We start from the raw sequence: 15041 nt of genomic DNA, 5'->3' as shown, positions 1-15041 counted from the left end.
CCCAGGCCATCGCCAACGCGCGCGCCCAGATTCTGGCCGGGTTGTGCGACGTGGCGCTGGTGGTCGGCGCGGATGCCACGCCGAAGGGCTTCTTCCAGCCGGTCGGCGGTGAACGCCGCGACGATCCGGACTGGTTGCGTTTCCACCTGCTCGGCGCGACGAACCCCATCTATTTCGCGCTGTATGCCCGCAGACGGATGGCGCTGCACGGTGCCACGCTCGACGATTTCGCCGCGGTCAAGGTGAAGAATGCCCGGCACGGCCTGAACAACCCGTATGCCCGTTACCGCAAGGAGGTTTCGGCCGAGGAGGTCGCCGCCTCGGCGATCGTCTCGGACCCGCTGCGGCTGCTGGACATCTGCGCGACCAGCGACGGCGGTGCCGCACTGGTGCTGACATCGATGGAGTACGCGAGGCGCCACGGCGTCACCGATCCGGTCCGCGTCCGGGCACTGTCGACGGTCACGCCTACGTTCCCGAAAACTGTGCTCGATCTGCCGGATTTCGCGACGGACTCCGCCGTGGCCGTCGAGGCTCCGCCGCGCGAATTCCGTTCCGCCGTCGCGTACGCCGCGTACGAAGAGGCCGGGATCGGGCCCGCCGACCTGTCCTTCGCGGAAGTTTATGACCTCTCCACCGCGCTGGAGTTGGACTGGTACGAGGACATCGGGCTCTGCGAGACCGGCAACGCGGAGGAACTATTACGCAGCGGCGCAACAACCTTGGGCGGACGTGTACCGGTGAACCCCAGCGGTGGGCTGGCCTGTTTCGGTGAGGCGATACCCGCGCAGGCAATCGCCCAGGTCTGCGAGCTCACGTGGCAGTTGCGTGGCCAAGCCGAGGGTCGCCAAGTGGACGACGCCCGCGTAGGTATTGCGGTGAATCAAGGCCTCTTCGGTCACGGCTCGGCAATTATCGCCACCCGCTGAGCCCTGAGACACCCAGAACCGCTCTCCGAGAGAGCCCATCTATAGCCGGGCTCTCGTCACTATCTTGCGCAAGATCAGCGGGCCGTGCCGAAAGAACGCGCGGGGCGCCTCCGCTGGGCATCGCGGTGTTCGGCTCGGTCCAGCTGGCGCAGTATCGCGCGAACCTGGATCTCGATCCAGGCACCGATCCGACACTGGCCGCCGTGGTCGAGGGCTCGCTGGTAGGCGCGGTGGCGCCGGCGGTTCCGATATCTTCACTCGGGCGGCGCACGCGTTCACCACCGCCATGCAGTTCACGTCCTATCTCGCGGCAGCCCTACTCGTGGTCGCCGGCGTACTGGCCTGGCGCATCGTCCCGTCACATCGGCTGACGAGGAGATCTCAGCCGCCGCCTGCGACGGTCGTCGTGGTCGTGGCCGCCACGAGGATGGCGACGGTGACAGCCTGTACCTCCTGCACGGCTTTCCGGACGGCCGGTCCGCCCCACTCGCCCTCGCTGATTGTTTTCCCGCGTCGTTGCACCGCGCGTTTGTCGGAGCCGGGGAACAGCTTGGGCAGCACACCGACCGCGTGCAGGATCGAGATCAACGCGGCGGTGCGGTCGTCGGGTTCGATTTCGTCGACGACCGCGGCGTGGACACGCTGTTGGATCCGGGCCTTCTCGCCGTCCGGCACCGGTTTCCACGCGGTAGCCGGGAATAGCCCCAGGATCTTGCACCTGACCTCGGTGATCTCGCCCGCGTCGGCGAGATCACGCAGCAGAGCTTCGCGCAGATCGTGGGAGCGGCTGCGCCAGGATCCGAGGTCGCCGACCTTGTTGATCGCGTCTTTGGGTTTACGGCCGTTGCATACCGTTATGAGTTCGGCGAGCCTCGAGTCGCCAGGCTGCTGTCCGGTCGACACCAGCCGACCCTTCTTGATGCCGGGTTCCTCGGATCCGGTCAGGCGCAGAGCCCCATCGAGTGTGAGCTCCACGACGGCGGCCCCGGCCAGTGCGGTGGTGAGACCGGTACCACCTATCCGGGGTTTACCGGTGTCGTTGTCGTAGGCGAGTAACAAGAAATCCTCGGCAACTGTCACGGCACCGACCCTAGCGCCTCCGGCGGTCCCTGATAGGTCAGGGTCGCGGCGAGCGCCGGGCCCTGGCGACGACCCGTGGTTACCAGTGTGTGATCCTGCTGTTCTACGAATATGTCGCTGGTCCGCGTTGTTACTGGTCGGCGGGTGCGAGCGGTTGTTGGAGCACGCATCGGCTCGAAGCCAGTCGCTCCCGTGAATGCTCGACTACGGACCGACACTCAGCCGAACAGCGGTTGCCGTGGTGCGGTCCGGCAACCGCCGTGCTGCGCAGGATTACGTGTAGCCGATCAGGCCGGAGGCCAGATCGTCGAGGTCGAGTGCGTTTATTGCCCGGTTACGTACGTCGGGGCAATTCTGGATCGTCACGGTATCGACGAAGGAAGGATCCCGGACGATGGCTGCATCAACGCCCTCGTACTCGGCTGCCCAGGCGTGGACATAGCCCTCGAAGGCGATCCGGCCAACGGTGGGGCCGTGCTCCTGCCAGGTGCTGAGGTCGACGAGAATCATCTCGCAGAGCTGCTCGGCGGCAGCCGGTGACATCGTCGGTGCCGGGGGGTGCAGTGGCGTCGGGGGCGCTCGATCCTCGCCGGAATCATCCGTACACGCGCTGAGCACCGCGGCGAGGAGCACGCCGACGGCGAGCCGGGCGCAGGCGGGGTAGCGACCGGAGGAGGAAGTTCTCATGGCGACACTCCTTTCATGCCGCGTGTACCCGGTCGCTGCACTTCGACCCGGCTCGTCGCTGACGAGGAGGGTGAGACACAGCAGTCCCGTCTTCAGTGTTGTGAAGAGCGATGAGCGCCCTGGCGCAGTTGACATGCCATGAGGTGCCATTGCCGCGGATTCTCGCCGGTGGGCAGCGCGGTAGTTCTCGGCCGATGGCTGTCTTCAGGTAAGCCTTGATCGTGTTCGATCGCAGACCGAGGTTTTCGGCTGTTTCCTGGTTGTTGCGGCCCGGAGCGCTCTGGTTCAGGACCTCGATCTCTCGCGGGGTGAGGCGCACGGCCGGTCCCGCTGTGCAGGTTGTGCTGAGACGATTGGCGATCGTTTCCAGAGTTGTGCCCGCAGAGGGGCGGCGATGTCTCGTGCGAGGCATCTGATCATCGGCTGGAAGTCGTCGAACCAGCGGTCGCCCAAGCCGGTGGTGACGGCCCGTTTTTTCACCGCTGTGCCCTGGTGTAGAGGTGACCGGATCCGACCGACGCGATCTACCGGCGCGGTGCGCAGGTCCGACGGGTGAACAGGACAGCTATTTACATGAATGATAAATTTCATTTTCTTGGACAAGCGCAAATTTAGTTGCAGTTGGTGGTAGTGAGCATCAGACGGCTCGAAGGCTGTGTGCGCCGACAAGCGCAACGCACTTGCAAAGCGACGGATGAGCTGTGCCCGATCCTGCCGCAATAGCTCGCCATCTCACCGAAAGGCTTGTCAAGGCCGCAACCGGCGTGGGAAAAGCTTTCGGCAACCTGGGATTCGGGAGAAAACTCCGCTCTGTGGCCGAGGCTGAGGACTCGACCGATGTCGACAATGCTCGCCTGCTTGGCCAGACCGACTTCGGCGAGGGCGCAGGCTTACCTGATAGGCCTCACGCACCGGACAGACTCGCCAACCAGGTGCAGGTACGCCAGGTCAGCCAGGCCGATCCGCTGTTCGAGCCGGTGCTGGAAGCACTGGCTCGCGAATACTCCGAACGTTACGGTGACAAGCTACTCGGTCTCGGCTACCCGGGCTCGAGCCCGTCTGAGGTGCTGGCCCACCTCAAACGCCACCCCGCGGAAAGTCTTGAACCACCGCACGGAACAATGCTGGTTCTGGTGGACCGCCACGGGAGGGTAGTGGCAAGCGGAGGGATCCAGCGGTTCGATCACGAAACAGCCGAGCTCAAACGAATGTGGACCTCGGAAAAGCACCGACGCCAAGGCCTGGCACGCAAGGTCATCAGCGAACTCGAAGCCGCTGCCCGCCAGCACGGCTACCAACGGTTGTACCTGACTACCGGCCCGGCGCAACCTGAAGCTATTGCACTGTACCGTGCAGCCGACTTCTCCGAAATCACAGACCACCGTGGAGCCGAAGCTCGCGCCAATGGTCTGATCCCCTTCGAAAAACCCCTGGCCTAGCCATATTTCACCACACCGCCCCCGCTCACTCGACCATCGACGCCCGAATCCACCGACAAACGGCACCCGGATCCACTGGCACAACCACCACTCCGACGTAGAAGATGTGCAGATGATCGGTGTCCCGGACGAAAGTACGGGGAGGAACTATGCGTGTGGGTGAAGATGCGTGCCGGTGCTGTCCCACTCGATGTCTGCGCGGTACGGAAGTACGCGACCGATCGATTGGCGCACTACAAGATTCCGCGGTACGTAGTCGTTGTCGACGAGTTTCCGATGACGGTCACCGGCAGAATCCGCAAGGGTCGAGATGCGAGAACGGTCCCTTTCCTTGCTGACCTTGACACCAGAACCCAGCTGAGCCTGGCTCTGGGAGCTACGTCCGAATGTTCACCGATCCCGATCACCCGTCGACAGGGTGATCGGGATGCGATCAGGTGGCCCGCGCGAGGTTGCGGCCGCGGTGAGCTCGGCGCCCTGCGTCAGGGGATGACGACCGGACTGGAGACCGGCGACGGGTCGTCGGCCCAGCGGTGGCCGGTCTCGCGCGGGGTGCGGCCCGCGTCGGCCCACGCGGCCAGTAGCTGCGCGACCTTGCTGTGCATGACGGTGCGTAGCCGGTCGAACGAGTTCTCCGGGGTGTCGTCGACCTGGCCGAGCAGTAGCCACCAGGCCCAGGCCACGGCCCCGGCGTTCGCGACGAAGTCCGGCACCACCGGGACACCGCGGGCGGCGAGCATGGCCTCCGCCTCCGGTGTGGTGGCGGCGTTCGCGGCCTCGACGATGATGCGGGCCCGGATGTCGAACGAGTTGTCCGGCGTGATCGCGTAGGAGATCGCCGCCGGGACCAGGATATCGACGTCGGAGGACAGGATCGCGGTGCGCGGCAGCTGCTCGATGCCCTCGGGCAGCCGGGAGCGGTCGATTTCCCCGTAGCCGTCACGCAGGGCCAGCAGCGCAGGGACGTCCAGCCCGTCGGCGCAGTGCAGGGTGCCTGCGGCATCGGCCACGGTGGTGACCTGCATCCCGGCCTCGTGCAGGTAGTAGGCCGCCGCCCCGCCCATGGTGCCGACGCCCTGGATCGCGACGGTCGTCTGGGCGGGGGAGCGACCCCACCAGACCGCGGCGGCGAGGCAGGCGTGCGCGACCCCGTAGCCGCCGATCACATCGCCCAGCAGGAACCCTCCCTCGACCGCTGCGTTCAGTCCGCTGCGGACCCGTGCCAGGGTTGCAGCCGGATCGTCGGCGCGATTGATCGCGGCGTGGTAGCTCTGACCCAGGCCGAGCTTGGCGAAGATTTCGTCGATCAGATGCTGGGGGACCCCCAGGTCTTCCGCGGTCACCCAGTGCGAGTCGAGCCACGGGCGCATGGCCTCGCAGAACCGCTCCAGCACGTCGACGGCCCGCGGATCTTTGGGGTCGAAGTCGATCCCGCCCTTGGCGCCGCCGACCGGCAGGTCGAAGGTGGCGGTCTTGTCGGCCATGCCGCGGGCCAGATCCTCGACCTCGCTCAATGTGCAACCGGCCCGCATCCGGGTGCCGCCGGTGGCCAAACCGGCCCGCAAGGTGTGCACGACAAGGTAGCCGACCGCGCCCGTGATCGAGTCCGTCCACTGCAGGCGCATATATGGCTCGGCGCGGCGGATCACAGGGGTGACGGCGATTGCCGCGGGGATGGCCGGAACGGTTTGCGCGGTCACCAGCGCTGTGTCCCTGGCCGGGTCCTGCGTCGTCGTCATAGCGAACCACCTCCCTCTTCGTGCTCGTGCCGGGTCACCACCACGCACAGGGAAACGCTGGGTTGCGTGATTTCCTGTCCCGCCCTTGTCGTCCCGGCCCGATGCATTGCGTCCAAGTCCAACCAGCGTGCCTTCGCACCTGTTCGCGCGTCTATTTACCGTTTGTTCACGGCAGTGTTCAGCGTTGCTGCACAACGCTGCGCGGCCTCGCCGGTATCTCCGACAGTTCGGTGCCGCGGCGTCGGCGCGGGTGTGCTCGCTGGTGGGTTCGAGAGGCTACGTCATCCGCCGCCGACCGGATTCCGTGACCATCTCGTGGTCACGACTCGGTGGATTGCCGGAAGTTTTCCGAAAGCAACGGAACCGTCGAGTGGTGGGAACTGCAACTGCTTCGCTCACCGGCGGTTCGGGCCGTGATCATGTGGTGACTTGGCTGGATTTCGTGCGGTATTTCCTGCTCAATAGCGCGGAAAGGGAATAAGACGAGTCGCTGGGTGCTCCTTTGGCGATTCACGCAGCGTGCTCCGACTCGGGGTATACTTCGGTTTGCTGATTGGTTTCCCAGCAGCGGACGCGACGGAGTGGCTATGAACATTTCCGAAGGCGTGGTGGGCGTGATCACCCGGACTGCCGACGCTACGACGGCTGCGGCCGGGGCTGTGAGCGGTGCCGCCGTCAACGGCGTCATCAGCGGCATACAGGGTGCCGTGTCCGGCGCGAAGAGTGGGCTGTCCGAAGGTAGCCGCTCGACACCGGCGGCCGTGTTGACCATGGCGGCGGTTGGTGCCGCAGGTTTAGTGGATTGGCCTGTGCTTCTCGGTGTCGGTGGCACTGCCCTGCTGGTCCGGCGGCTCGGTCAGCAGTCGGGCCGGTCGCGGGCTACGCCGAGCAAGCGTTAGCGGGTGCCGTGTCCGGGCCAAGGGCGGCAACGGGGCGATCAATCGACGATTTCGATGACCCCTACACGCCACAGCACCGCATACAGCTCGCGCAACGGCACGGTCAGCACCTGCGTCAGCGCTCCCGTCAACGGGTCCGAGTCGATGCCTACACCAGTTCTCATCACACCAACCACCGTGCGCAGGGCAGGCATCGAATTCGCGAACAAGCCGTAACCGGGAGGAAACAAATGGCCGAAAAAACACAAACACATCACCGAAACGCCGTCGATCGGGTTCTGACCGCGCAGGGTTTCGCGGTGGACCTGCCGGTGGTCGGCCGGACCCGCATCCCTCGGCCCGAGCAGTTGGCGTACTACGGCGCTCTTGGTGCGTTGGCCGCGGCAGAGATCATCGAATGGCCCGTCGCGCTGGCCCTCGCAGCTGGGCATTGGCTGGTGCAGAATGAGCACAATCGTGTCGCCCACGAAATCGGCGAAGCCCTCGAAGAGGTGTAGTGCTCCGGCCGGATCCACCCGCACACTTGACGAGGTTCTCGACGTCGAACGCGGCCGCTACCTGGGCGATCCAATAGCCTGGACCTGACCCCCGACGAACTCACAGGCGAGACCACTTAGGCTCGGTCTCATGGACCTGTCGCTGGCCCGCCTGCGAATGCTGCGCGAGTTGCACCGGCGCGGCACGATCACGGCGGCCGCGACTGCTTTGCATTACACCGCGTCGGCAGTGTCCCAGCAGCTCGCGCAGTTGGAACGCGACGTCGGTACCCGGCTGTTCGAGCGGCGGGGGCGCCGGGTGCAGCTCACCGATCTCGGGGTGCTGCTCGCCGAGCACGCCGAGGAGATCCTCGCCTCGGTCGAGCGCGCGACCCAAGCTCTCGAGGATGCCGGGGAGTCGGTGACGGCGAAGCTCACTGCCGGCGTGTGGGCGTCGGTGGCCTCCGGCCTGCTGCCCGACGCGCTCACCGCCCTCGCGCGCACCCACCCGGGCATCTCGGTGCGGACGCGGGAGCTCGCCCCGGAGGCGACTGCTGCGGCGGTCCGCGACGGCGCACTAGACCTGTCCTTCGTACTCGACTACTCGAACTACCCGATGACCTGGGACCGCGGCCTGGAGCGCGCGATTATCGCGGTCGAGCGGATCTACGCCGCTGTCCCGGCCGGTGCGGTACCGGCGGCCAGCGTGACATTGGCCGAGCTGGCCGAGCACCCGTGGATTCTGGCGCCGGCCCGGTCGCATTTCGGGCACGCGGTCCGGTTGGCGTTCCAGTCCGTCGGGCTGGAACCACGGATCGACCACGAGGTGGAAGAGCAGGCGACCGCGATGGCGATGGTGGCGGCCGGATTGGGCGTGACGTTGGTATCCGACCTGGGCCTGGCGCTGCGCCCGCCGGGGGTGGACATCGTCGCGCTCGGCGACATGCTCACCCGGACGGTGTCGCTGGCCTACCGTACCAACACGGCACGACGGGCCGCGCTGCTGCTCGTCGTGGACGCGATCCGGACCGCCGCGGCGGAGAAGGGGTTGGGCGCCGACACTGCGCTGCCCGCTCTGACCGACGTGGAGCCCGTGCCGCATCCGCCGAAGCCGTACGGAGCGACCGACAGGGGCCTGGGGCTCGGCTGACCGACCCGGCCCGATCGGCCGCGGCGTACACCGGGGCCCGCGTTCTTTCGGTGAAGACCCGGTAGACGCCGATGCCGACGAGCGGTGGATGGTGTTCTGGCCGAAGCACCGTCGTCGAAATGAGCAGGCTCGCAGAAAAGCGCGAGAAAATTCGACGGTAGATGTCGAGAATGTCGTGCCGACTCCGTCCCAGAGATGAGCGACCAACTAGGGTCGCAAGTCCCGAAGGGAGAACGACATGGCCAAGTACCTGCTCCTCAAGCACTATCGAGGCGCACCGGCGGCCGTCAACGACGTGCCGATGGACCAGTGGACGCCCGCCGAGATCGAGGCGCACCTGCAGTACATGAACGATTTCGCGGCCCGCCTGGAAGGCAGCGGCGAGTTCGTCGACGGCCAGGCCTTGGCACCGGAGGGCGCCTGGGTCCGCTACGACGGCGAGGGTAAACCCCCCGTGACCGACGGCCCGTTCGCCGAAACCAAGGACCTGATCGCGGGTTGGATGATCATCGACGTCGACTCCTACGAGCGTGCCGTCGAACTGGCCGGTGAGTTGTCCGCGGCCCCTGGCGCGGGCGGCAAGCCGATCCACGAGTGGCTCGAAGTTCGGCCCTTTCTGACCGCTGCGCCGACTGTCACCGAGTGATGGCTGCCGACGCGGTGGACGAGGCCGGGTTGCGGGACCTGATCCCCGGTGTCTTGGCGGCCCTCGTCCACCGCGGGGCAGACTTCGCGACCGCTGAAGACGCCGTCCAGGAGGCGTTGGTACGGGCCGTCGAGACGTGGCCGAACCAGCGTCCCGACGATCCTAAAGGCTGGCTGATCACCACGGCGTGGCGGCGTTTCGTCGACCTCGCCCGATCCGAGGACGCGCGGCGCCGCCGCGAGCTGCGGTTCTGCGACGAGCCGCCGCCAGGACCGACCGCGTCGGTGGATGAAACGCTGCAGCTCTACTTCCTGTGCGCGCACCCGAGCCTGGCTCCTGCCTCGGCCGTCGCCCTGACGTTGCGGGCTGTCGGTGGCCTCACCACCCGTCAGATCGCACACGCCTACCTCGTGCCCGAAGCCACGATGGCCCAGCGGATCAGCCGGGCCAAACGCAAGGTGAGCGGCGTCCGGCTGGATCGTCCCGCAGACCTGCGCACTGTGCTTCGGGTGCTGTACCTGGTATTCAACGAGGGTTACAGCGGCGATATCGACCTCGCCGCCGAGGCGATCCGGCTGACCCGGCAACTGGCCGCGACCACCGACGACCCCGAGGTCGCAGGCCTGCTCGCCCTGTTCCTGCTCCACCACGCCAGACGCCAGGCCCGCACCCGCGCCGACGGTAGCCTCGTTCCGCTGTCCGAGCAGGACCGCGGTCTGTGGCGGCGCGACTTGATCGCCGAGGGTGTGACGGTGCTGCAGGCTGCGCTGGCCCGCGACCGGCTCGGGGAGTACCAGGCCCAAGCCGCGATCGCGGCCCTGCACGCCGACGCGCCGACCGCCGAGGAGACCGACTGGGTGCAGATCGTCGAGTGGTACGACGAGCTGGTCCGCCTCACCGACAGTCCGGTTGTGCGGCTCAACCGCGCCGTCGCCGTCGGTGAGGCGGACGGCCCCCAAGCGGGGCTGGCCGCGCTCGCCGAACTCGACCCGAACCTCCCGCGTTACACCGCTTCGGCCGCCTACCTCCATGAGCGGGCCGGCGACCTCGCCACGGCTGCGCAGCTCTACGTACAGGCCGCCGCGCAGGCGCACAACCTCGCCGAACGCAACCACCTCACCCTCCGGGCAGCCACCCTCCGTCACCGCATCTCCGGGGAAGACGGATGAGTGCCCGCGCGATGTCCCGGCGGTCTGGGGCAGCGCTTCCCGGGATGGTTATCGGCTGACGTACACGCCCACGAGATCGCGCAGGCTACGGATCTCTCGGTTCGCCTCGTTCAGTGCCAGACGAAGGCGGTGGTTTTCGTTGATGAGGTCGTCGAAGTCGAGGGCGGCATCAGTGGTGGAGCTGCCCGGTGTCGTGACGACCAGTTCGGTGACCGATGCTGCGTCGTGCTCGGTCACTGGTGCGGAGTCCGTGCCGATATCCGAGGCGGTTGCGGATTCGGTGCTGGTGTCGGTGACAGGCTCACTGGCGCTGAGGGATTCGGCGACGTCAGCAGCCGTCGCTGCCGGTGCCGGTTCTGTAATCTCGTGACGGCGGCCGTTGCCGCGCCGTTTGTTCGGTGTTGTGGTCGCACCGTTGGAGCGGGCTTTGCCCTTGGTGGTCAATCCGGCAGCCCTGGCCCACCCGACCAGGGTCGCGGCCGGTGGACGACCGCCTTCCTCGTCAGAGATCTGGTTGCACGCGGCGTTGACCGTTTTCCCTTTGGCGAGAAGCTTTTTCACTCGCTTGATAAGGTCGTTCTTAACGTCTTCTTCGTAGCGTGGCGCCACTGGGTCGTCCTCCTATGACGTGGATATCTCTGAGAAAGTCAACCATTACCAGTTCCGGTCGTCTTCTTCCGCCGTAACTCTTAGGACGACAATTGCACCACCAGGCTTCACAATCCCGCTGTTTCGGGTCGGCTCCGGCATTCGGGCCATACGCCTGCGTGAGCACACCGGTGGTCTGCGGTCCGGCATTGACCTCCGGGCTGGGCGAGAGTGGGTAACCGCGTGGGTGTGCTGGTCGATACAGATGTCGACCGCGCCAGGAAGACCGGCCCGACGTTCGCGAACCCACCACGATGGTCGACGTGAGCGGCTGTCATGGCGCGACTGATGCGCGTGGGAAGCCCGACTCTCACCACGCGCGTCATGGAGCGTTTTCTCAGTGCCTACATCGATTGGGCCGGGCGCGTTCCCATCAGTGACGGCAACTTTTTCCAGACCTCGCTCGATGTCCGGATCACCGAAGAGAACCTGCGTTCCCGGGCAAGCGCGCCGCGGCGGGCGCGCTGAACGGTACTGCCGCAGCCACCACCGGTTACCCGCTCAGGAAGCGACGGAATACTCGGCCCGCACCGTCTCGTACATCTCACCGAGGGCGCGCGCACAATCGTTGCGCGCGTAACCGAGCAAGGCGGTCTCGGCAGGGTCCGGCTGGTAGCTGATCACATTGCCGCGGCCCTGCACGATGAATCGGTCCGGCAGGAGTGGGTGTTCCTCGTCGCGTTCCTCGACGGTGCGGGCACCGCCTGCGGCGTCGACGAGCATCTGAAAGTACTCCCGGAAGGTGAGATTCTCATCTCCGATCAGATACGCCCTGCCCGGCTCCGCGTTCTGCAACGCACCTCCGATCGCTTGTGCGAGCGAACGTGCGGACATGTAGTTCGTTCCGCCGGGGGGCGCGAAGTCGGGGATCTTCGGTTCGTGACCGGCCGCCCACGAGAAGAGCCGCCGGTAGCGCTTGGCGGACAGGCCGCTGATGGCACCGAGGATATTCGGCGGGTTCAGCGTCACGGCATTGAAGGTGTCATCAGCGAGGGCTCGGACGCCGTCATCGGCGGCCTGGCGGGCCGCGACATAGGGGAGCGCCTCGGCGAGATCCGGACGCACCTGGTGGTAGTAGCTGCCGATGTGGACGAAACGACTCACCCCTGCCTGTTTGGCCAGCGCCGCGAATCGCGGAACCCCGCTCGACTGTGTCTTCTCCCAGAACAATGTTTCATCGACATCGCGGCCCATATGGCGAAAGTCCTGGCCCGCCGCGAAGACAATGGCGTCGAACGGCGTGAGCTGCGCCGCGGTGAAGGTCTGTTCGGCGTAATCGCCGAGGAGCACCGGGAACTTACGAACAGGCGAAGTGTTGTCGAGCGGGTTGCGCGCGGCCACCGTGACCTCGTTGCCTTGGGCACGCAGATGGAGTGCGGCGTGGGCACCGATCATGCCGGTACCACCGACGATCAGAATTTTCATGAAACCCTTTCACGAGTAAGAAAGTGCACGGAGTTCACGACAAGCACACACAGGCGGGGTAGACCGGCCTTGCCGGCGAACCCACCGCCCCAGCAACCGGCGCGGACCCGAATTCCTGATCTGGTAGCCAGGCTATAGAGCCACCGCCCGAGCGACCTCCTGCATCCCAGCCAGCGGGAAACCCGATCGAGAATCGGTACCCGGCCGGGTTACGGGCCGCCGGATCAGTGACCTTCGCCGCCGAGTCGGTGTCACGACAACCGGGCGTGTGACCTGTTGCACACTCATGCCCGGCGTGACACACTTCCGATTCGAAATAGCGATGCCAAAGGCAGAACAGGGGAGGCTTTATGGCCGACAACGACCCCACTGAGGTATCCACTTTGCGCAGGGCTTCGGTCATCCTCGATGTCTTCGACGGCGCCGACCGGCTGAACCTGAGTCAGGTCGTCGCCCGCACGGGGCTACCACGGTCGTCGGTGCATCGGATCCTGGAGCGCATGGTGGCGCTGCGGTGGCTGCGCCGCTATGGCAACGACTACGAGCTCGGTATCCGCATCGTCGAACTGGGCTCGGCGGCGCTGCATCGAAACCCGATTCGTCAGGCGGCGCTGGCCAGCTTGTACTGGCTGCATCGGGTGACCGGGTGCATTGTGCATCTCGGGGTGCTCGACGGATCGGATGTGATCTACCTCGAGAAGATCGGCGGCCAGCTGGGCCCTCGCGTTCCTTCCCGGGTCGGTGGCCGGCTCCCGGCGCACTCCTCGGCGATCGGGAGAGCACTCCTCGCTTTTCAGGGTGGTGGCGGTTGCCCGGCCCCGGAGTTCGGGAGTGTCCGCGACACCGGTATTGCGACCGAAATCGAGCAGGCTCTGCAAGGCTTCGGATGTATAGCTGCTCCGATCGGGCTGCCCAACGGCGAGGAAACCATCGCTGCGGTCTCGATCTGCGCGCCCGCGCAACATATTGCGGCGAACAATCGCGTATGGCGGACTCCCGTGCGGCTCGCGGCAGCCGAGATTTGGCGTGAAATATGTTCGGTACCGCCCTTTTTCGCAGGAACCGCTGACCTGAATCGATCGGCGAGCATATGCCGTTAGCCGTTAGCCGTGTCGGTACACCCAAGGGGTCGTGCGCCGAACGCTGAACCTGCCGGCAAACCTTGTCGAGACCTCTCGTCGTGGCGTTGACGTGTGGGAGAAGAGGCGAGCCGCCGCCGTCGTCGTCCATGCCGCTATCACGTCGATCCGACCGGGATGCTGATCTGGCCGCCGAGTTTTACCGGTGAGCGGGAAACGTGCTGTCGACAAGGGCGATTGCGCTCGTACTTTCGCCACAGCCGTCGAGTCGGAACCGATCAGATATAAGGAGCGGCAATGCGATTCACCTATGCCGAAGCAATGACGAATCCGGAGTTCTATGTGCCGCTGGCCCAGGCAGCTGAAGAGCTGGGATACCACGGCATGACGATTGCCGACAGTATCTGCTACCCCCGCGAATCGGACTCTACGTATCCGTACACGCCGGACGGCAGCCGAGAATTCCTGGAGAACAAGGCGTTCGTCGAGGCATTCATCCTCGCCACTGCGCTCGGCATGGCGACGACAACACTGCGCTTGACGACATTCGTGCTCAAGCTGCCGGTCCGCTCGCCGGTGTTGGTCGCCAAACAGGCAAGATCGGTCGCCTACCTCACCGGCAACCGGCTGAGCCTGGGCGTCGGACTGAGCCCCTGGCCGGAGGATTTCGAGGTCACCGGGGTACCGTGGCACAACCGCGGGAAACGCATGAACGAGGCAATCGACATCGTGCGCGGCCTCAGCACCGGAGAGTACTTCGAATATCATGGCGACGTCTACGATGTGCCCGCCGTCAAACTGAGCCCGGTACCGACCCAGCCGATACCGATCCTTGTCGGCGGCCAGAGTGAACCGGCCCTGCGCAGGGCCGCCCGGCTCGGCGACGGCTGGATGCAAGCCGCAGGCGACGTCGGCGAACTCGACAACCTGCTGGCGAGGCTGCAGCGGATCCGCGAACAGGAAGGCACGGCGGACCGCCCCTTCGAGATCCACGTGGTTTCTTCGGAGGCGCACACGGTCGACGGGATCAAACGCTTGGAGGACAAGGGAGTCACCGACGTCATCGTGGGCTTCCGAAACCCCTACGACATCGGCCTCGACCCGGAACCCCTCGACGCCAAGATCGCGCAGCTCACGGCCTACGCCGAAACCGTAATGGCCAAGGTCGGCTAGCAGCGCCGCGGGCTGACTGGTCGTCGGTCAGTCCGGGGTGTCGGTGGGTTCCGCCATGGCCGAGACCGGTCGTTGTTCGATCCACTCGAGGTGCAGGACACGGCGGGCAATCAACCAGCGTTCCTCGACCCGCCGATAGCGATCTCGATAGCGCAGGTGCCATACGGTATCGACGACGCTGCCGGGCTTGCCGCTGAGATGGTGGGCGATGCACGCCACATCGCCGGTGGCCTCGTCCGGTGTCGCTCCCGCATCGATAACGAGTCCCACAACGGCATGCAGTGTGGCGTGCGTGCGCCTGAGCTTGCCGCAAACTTCGATGATCTCGTCGCGGCCCCGCGCCTCGACCGTGGGCGGCATGCTCCGCGGCAGATCGGGCATCACCAAGGTGGCATCGACGGTGAACAGCTGGGCAAGGAGTTCCAGTTCGCGTCGATCGGCATAGCAGGCGTAGCGGTGGACGAGGTCGGCCAGCTCGGTGTGGTCTGCGTGCGCTATCACG

General features: G+C 65.9%; 18 protein-coding genes and 1 pseudogene. 11 read left to right on the top strand and 8 right to left on the bottom strand.

Annotated features, from left to right (window positions below; all coding sequences use genetic code 11):
- Positions 1-929, top strand: a 929-nt coding sequence (locus B0T44_RS22850) for a lipid-transfer protein (RefSeq protein WP_081512561.1), incomplete at its 5' end; no start/stop codon positions are given.
- Between the two features lie 381 nt (positions 930-1310).
- Here B0T44_RS22850 and B0T44_RS22845 read toward each other — a convergent pair.
- The 3 genes from B0T44_RS22845 to B0T44_RS28620 form a co-directional block, all read right to left on the bottom strand.
- Positions 1311-2009 (bottom strand): GOLPH3/VPS74 family protein, encoded by a 699-nt coding sequence (locus B0T44_RS22845; RefSeq protein WP_077116696.1) that lies wholly within the window; start codon positions 2007-2009, stop codon positions 1311-1313.
- A gap of 273 nt (positions 2010-2282) precedes the next feature.
- Positions 2283-2696: a hypothetical protein gene (locus B0T44_RS22840; protein ID WP_077116695.1), complete on the bottom strand. Its 414-nt coding sequence runs from the start codon at positions 2694-2696 to the stop codon at positions 2283-2285.
- A gap of 13 nt (positions 2697-2709) precedes the next feature.
- Entirely contained in the window at positions 2710-3108 is a 399-nt protein-coding gene (locus tag B0T44_RS28620) for a LuxR C-terminal-related transcriptional regulator (protein ID WP_081512555.1), read from the bottom strand.
- 289 nt (positions 3109-3397) lie between these two features.
- On the opposite strand from B0T44_RS28620, the gene B0T44_RS22830 reads away from it, so the two are divergent.
- Positions 3398-4135, top strand: coding sequence for a GNAT family N-acetyltransferase (locus B0T44_RS22830; protein ID WP_139347798.1), 738 nt, complete (start codon positions 3398-3400; stop codon positions 4133-4135).
- An 88-nt stretch (positions 4136-4223) separates the two neighbouring features.
- Positions 4224-4496: pseudogene (locus tag B0T44_RS28285) on the top strand (AMP-binding enzyme); the annotation flags it as partial.
- 121 nt (positions 4497-4617) lie between these two features.
- Here the strand turns inward: B0T44_RS28285 and B0T44_RS22820 are convergent.
- Positions 4618-5874 (bottom strand): Glu/Leu/Phe/Val dehydrogenase dimerization domain-containing protein, encoded by a 1257-nt coding sequence (locus B0T44_RS22820; RefSeq protein WP_081512553.1) that lies wholly within the window; start codon positions 5872-5874, stop codon positions 4618-4620.
- 587 nt (positions 5875-6461) lie between these two features.
- Here B0T44_RS22820 and B0T44_RS22815 point away from each other — a divergent pair.
- On the top strand, positions 6462-6773 hold the full coding sequence (locus B0T44_RS22815) for a hypothetical protein (protein WP_077116693.1): 312 nt from the start codon (positions 6462-6464) through the stop codon (positions 6771-6773).
- A gap of 38 nt (positions 6774-6811) precedes the next feature.
- On the opposite strand, the gene B0T44_RS28280 is transcribed toward B0T44_RS22815, so the two are convergent.
- The gene (locus B0T44_RS28280; protein ID WP_245839114.1) at positions 6812-6937 is read right to left on the bottom strand and encodes an Rv1535 domain-containing protein; all 126 of its coding nucleotides are present in this window, start codon (positions 6935-6937) and stop codon (positions 6812-6814) included.
- 66 nt (positions 6938-7003) lie between these two features.
- Between B0T44_RS28280 and B0T44_RS28275 the strand changes: the two genes are divergently transcribed.
- The 4 genes from B0T44_RS28275 (at position 7004) to B0T44_RS22790 (ending at position 10214) form a co-directional block, all read left to right on the top strand.
- On the top strand, positions 7004-7270 hold the full coding sequence (locus B0T44_RS28275; protein ID WP_077116691.1) for a hypothetical protein: 267 nt from the start codon (positions 7004-7006) through the stop codon (positions 7268-7270).
- 130 nt (positions 7271-7400) lie between these two features.
- Positions 7401-8399, top strand: a complete 999-nt coding sequence (locus B0T44_RS22800; protein WP_077116690.1) for a LysR family transcriptional regulator — start codon at positions 7401-7403, stop codon at positions 8397-8399.
- A gap of 238 nt (positions 8400-8637) precedes the next feature.
- Positions 8638-9045 carry a YciI family protein gene (locus B0T44_RS22795; protein WP_077116689.1) on the top strand — a complete coding sequence of 136 codons (408 nt, stop codon included), beginning with the start codon at positions 8638-8640 and terminating at the stop codon, positions 9043-9045.
- Positions 9045-10214, top strand: a complete 1170-nt coding sequence (locus tag B0T44_RS22790) for an RNA polymerase sigma factor (RefSeq protein ID WP_077116688.1) — start codon at positions 9045-9047, stop codon at positions 10212-10214. Before B0T44_RS22795 ends, B0T44_RS22790 begins: the two co-directional genes overlap by 1 nt.
- 48 nt (positions 10215-10262) lie before the next feature.
- Here the strand turns inward: B0T44_RS22790 and B0T44_RS22785 are convergent, their stop codons facing one another.
- Positions 10263-10823 (bottom strand): hypothetical protein, encoded by a 561-nt coding sequence (locus B0T44_RS22785; RefSeq protein WP_139347797.1) that lies wholly within the window; start codon positions 10821-10823, stop codon positions 10263-10265.
- Between the two features lie 315 nt (positions 10824-11138).
- Between B0T44_RS22785 and B0T44_RS22780 the strand changes: the two genes are divergently transcribed.
- Positions 11139-11330: a hypothetical protein gene (locus tag B0T44_RS22780; RefSeq protein WP_077116686.1), complete on the top strand. Its 192-nt coding sequence runs from the start codon at positions 11139-11141 to the stop codon at positions 11328-11330.
- Positions 11331-11363: 33 nt separating this feature from the next.
- Here the strand turns inward: B0T44_RS22780 and B0T44_RS22775 are convergent, their stop codons facing one another.
- Complete coding sequence (locus B0T44_RS22775; protein WP_077116685.1) at positions 11364-12287, bottom strand: NAD-dependent epimerase/dehydratase family protein; 924 nt, start codon at positions 12285-12287, stop codon at positions 11364-11366.
- Between the two features lie 350 nt (positions 12288-12637).
- Between B0T44_RS22775 and B0T44_RS22770 the strand changes: the two genes are divergently transcribed.
- Entirely contained in the window at positions 12638-13387 is a 750-nt protein-coding gene (locus B0T44_RS22770) for an IclR family transcriptional regulator (protein WP_077116684.1), read from the top strand.
- Positions 13388-13663: 276 nt separating this feature from the next.
- A complete protein-coding gene (locus B0T44_RS22765) occupies positions 13664-14539 on the top strand; it encodes a TIGR03619 family F420-dependent LLM class oxidoreductase (protein WP_077116683.1) in 876 nt (291 codons plus the stop codon).
- Positions 14540-14566: 27 nt separating this feature from the next.
- Here the strand turns inward: B0T44_RS22765 and B0T44_RS22760 are convergent, their stop codons facing one another.
- Positions 14567-15040 carry a nuclear transport factor 2 family protein gene (locus tag B0T44_RS22760; protein WP_077116786.1) on the bottom strand — a complete coding sequence of 158 codons (474 nt, stop codon included), beginning with the start codon at positions 15038-15040 and terminating at the stop codon, positions 14567-14569.
- Position 15041: the final 1 nt, after the last annotated feature.

The sequence above is a fragment of the Nocardia donostiensis genome (assembly GCF_002081715.1).
Lineage (GTDB): Bacteria > Actinomycetota > Actinomycetes > Mycobacteriales > Mycobacteriaceae > Nocardia > Nocardia donostiensis.
Note: the sequence above shows the minus strand (reverse complement) of the source record. Positions and strands in the feature narration are given on the sequence as shown.

Excerpts from the sequence above, each read along its gene's own strand:
- B0T44_RS22840 (WP_077116695.1), bottom strand. The coding sequence starts at position 2,696 with ATGAGAACTTCCTCCTCCGGTCGCTACCCCGCCTGCGCCCGGCTCGCC.
- B0T44_RS28620 (WP_081512555.1), bottom strand. The coding sequence starts at position 3,108 with ATGCCTCGCACGAGACATCGCCGCCCCTCTGCGGGCACAACTCTGGAA.
- B0T44_RS22820 (WP_081512553.1), bottom strand. The coding sequence starts at position 5,874 with ATGACGACGACGCAGGACCCGGCCAGGGACACAGCGCTGGTGACCGCG.
- B0T44_RS22815 (WP_077116693.1), top strand. The coding sequence starts at position 6,462 with ATGAACATTTCCGAAGGCGTGGTGGGCGTGATCACCCGGACTGCCGAC.
- B0T44_RS28280 (WP_245839114.1), bottom strand. The coding sequence starts at position 6,937 with ATGAGAACTGGTGTAGGCATCGACTCGGACCCGTTGACGGGAGCGCTG.
- B0T44_RS28275 (WP_077116691.1), top strand. The coding sequence starts at position 7,004 with ATGGCCGAAAAAACACAAACACATCACCGAAACGCCGTCGATCGGGTT.
- B0T44_RS22800 (WP_077116690.1), top strand. The coding sequence starts at position 7,401 with ATGGACCTGTCGCTGGCCCGCCTGCGAATGCTGCGCGAGTTGCACCGG.
- B0T44_RS22795 (WP_077116689.1), top strand. The coding sequence starts at position 8,638 with ATGGCCAAGTACCTGCTCCTCAAGCACTATCGAGGCGCACCGGCGGCC.
- B0T44_RS22790 (WP_077116688.1), top strand. The coding sequence starts at position 9,045 with ATGGCTGCCGACGCGGTGGACGAGGCCGGGTTGCGGGACCTGATCCCC.
- B0T44_RS22780 (WP_077116686.1), top strand. The coding sequence starts at position 11,139 with ATGGCGCGACTGATGCGCGTGGGAAGCCCGACTCTCACCACGCGCGTC.
- B0T44_RS22775 (WP_077116685.1), bottom strand. The coding sequence starts at position 12,287 with ATGAAAATTCTGATCGTCGGTGGTACCGGCATGATCGGTGCCCACGCC.
- B0T44_RS22770 (WP_077116684.1), top strand. The coding sequence starts at position 12,638 with ATGGCCGACAACGACCCCACTGAGGTATCCACTTTGCGCAGGGCTTCG.
- B0T44_RS22765 (WP_077116683.1), top strand. The coding sequence starts at position 13,664 with ATGCGATTCACCTATGCCGAAGCAATGACGAATCCGGAGTTCTATGTG.